Origin of the sequence: Achromobacter sp. 2789STDY5608615 (genome assembly GCF_001298995.1) — a bacterium.
Lineage (GTDB): Bacteria > Pseudomonadota > Gammaproteobacteria > Burkholderiales > Burkholderiaceae_B > Achromobacter > Achromobacter insuavis.
Genome location: NZ_CYTY01000051.1, coordinates 23,639 through 25,605, shown reverse-complemented (window position 1 = coordinate 25,605; position 1,967 = coordinate 23,639). Strand labels below are relative to the sequence as shown.

2 protein-coding genes are annotated in these 1,967 nt (G+C 65.4%); one reads left to right on the top strand and one right to left on the bottom strand.

The genetic code is table 11. The features are described 5' to 3' along the window. Positions 1–156: 156 nt before the first annotated feature. A complete protein-coding gene (locus AOZ49_RS28070; RefSeq protein ID WP_054479057.1) occupies positions 157–1,050 on the bottom strand; it encodes a LysR family transcriptional regulator in 894 nt (297 codons plus the stop codon). A 107-nt stretch (positions 1,051–1,157) separates the two neighbouring features. Between AOZ49_RS28070 and AOZ49_RS28065 the strand changes: the two genes are divergently transcribed. Beyond that, positions 1,158–1,967: TerC family protein (locus AOZ49_RS28065; RefSeq protein ID WP_054479056.1), on the top strand; the 810-nt coding region annotated here is incomplete at its 3' end.

The following is a 1,967-nucleotide window of genomic DNA, read 5'->3' as shown; positions in this document are numbered from 1 at the left end:
AGCGTCAGCGCCACCAATCCGGTCCATAGCGCGGCCAGCACGGCGAAACCGAGCCAGATGATTTTTTTCATTGCGGGGTACTCCGGTGATTCAGGAAAGAAACGCCACGATAGAGCGGAAAGCCATTCTGAAAAACCAGCGTCTTTGTGACAATCATTAAGAAAAAACCGAAGTCTTGGCATGCGCCAGTATCTGCTGCACCAGCGGATGGTGCTGCCCGCGGCGGTTGCGGATGCCGTAGATCTCCTCGTGCACGCTGTCGCAGCGCGCCAGCGGGCGCGGGCCGCGCAGCAGGCCGACGTCGTCGCCGCCCAGGCGGCTGAGCGGGAACACGCCCAGGCCGCGCGCGGCGAACACCGACATCAACGCGCTGTCCTCGAACTCGCCGACCACGTTGGGCCGCAGGCCCTGTTCATTGAACCACCGGTCCAGCGTCTGGCGCAGCACCGAGTGGCCGGTGGGCAGCAGCACCGGCAGGCGCTCCAGGCAGTGGGGGAAGTCCTGGCTGTCGGCCTTGCGCACCAGCCGCGCCGGGCCGTACCAGTCCACCGGCGAGGACACCAGCCGGTCGCTGGTCAGGCGCAGGTTGGGGTTGGCCGGCGCGCCCTGGCCGGCCAGCACCAGGTCCAGGTGGTGGCGCGCCAGTTCGCCCAGCAATTCCTCGACCTCGCCCTCGTGACAGGTCAGGCGCAGGTCCGGGGTGTCCAGCACCGGCCCCAGCAGCGCGTGGGCGGCCAGCTTGGAGATGCCGTCCGACAGGCCCACCGACAGCCGCATCACCGGCTTGGTGGCGGCGGCGCGGACCTCCTGCGGCAATTCCTGGCCGATCTGGAAGATTTCCTCGGCGCGGGCGAAGGCGGCCTGGCCGGCGTCGGTCAGGGCCACGCCGCGGCCGGCCGGGCGCAGCAGCTGGTGGCCCAGGTTCTTTTCCAGTTCGCGCACCTGGGCGCTGATGGTCTGGATGGCCATGTCGAGCCGCTCGGCGGCGCGCGAGAAGCCGCCTTCCTTGGCGACCATCCAGAAGTAGTACAGGTGGCGGTAATTGAGCATGGTGAGATTCACTTCGGTTTTTTCGAACCATAACTCACTTTCAGGCTGATTTCTCCATCGACCCGGGATCCGGATCATGAGGGCCTTCACACATCAGCGGGAACATCATGGAAGCCTTGCTCTCATTTCTACAAGCCGACTTCGCCGGCACGCCGGCCTGGAGCTGGCTGCTGTTCATCGGCATCGTCATCTCCCTGCTGGTCTTCGACCTGGGCGTGCTGCACAAGGAAGACCGCGAGATCGGCGTGCGCGAAAGCCTGCTGCTGTCGGCCGGTTACATCTCGGCCGCGTTGCTGTTCGGCGGCTGGGTCTGGTGGCAGATGGGCCCGTCCAGCGGCATGGCCTATTACACGGGCTTCCTGATCGAGAAATCGCTGTCGCTGGACAACGTCTTCGTGATCGCGCTGATCTTCAGCTTCTTCGCCATCCCGCGCCAGTTCCAGCACCGCGTGCTGTTCTGGGGCATCCTGGGGGTGATCGTGCTGCGCGCCATCATGATCGGCCTGGGCGCCGCGCTGGTCAGCAACTTCGGCTGGTTGATGTATCTGTTCGGCGCTTTCCTCGTGTTCACTGGCATCAAGATGTGGATGATCGCCGACCAGGAGCCGGACATCGCCACCAACCCGATCCTGAAGTTCCTGAAGCGCCGCATGCGCGTCACGGAAGGCCTGCGCGGCAACGCCTTCTGGGTGCGCGAGCCGGATGCGGCCACGGGCAAGACGGTGCGCTGGGCCACGCCGCTGTTCCTGGCCCTGGTGCTGATCGAGTTCGTGGACCTGTTGTTCGCGGTGGACTCGGTGCCGGCGATCTTCGCCATCACCACCGACCCGTTCATCGTGTACACCAGCAACATCTTCGCGATCCTGGGCCTGCGCGCGCTGTACTTCGCGCTGGCGGCGATGATCCACCGCTTCCAC

Coding starts and splice junctions, on each gene's coding strand:
- AOZ49_RS28070 (WP_054479057.1), bottom strand. CDS start 1,050: ATGCTCAATTACCGCCACCTGTACTACTTCTGGATGGTCGCCAAGGAA.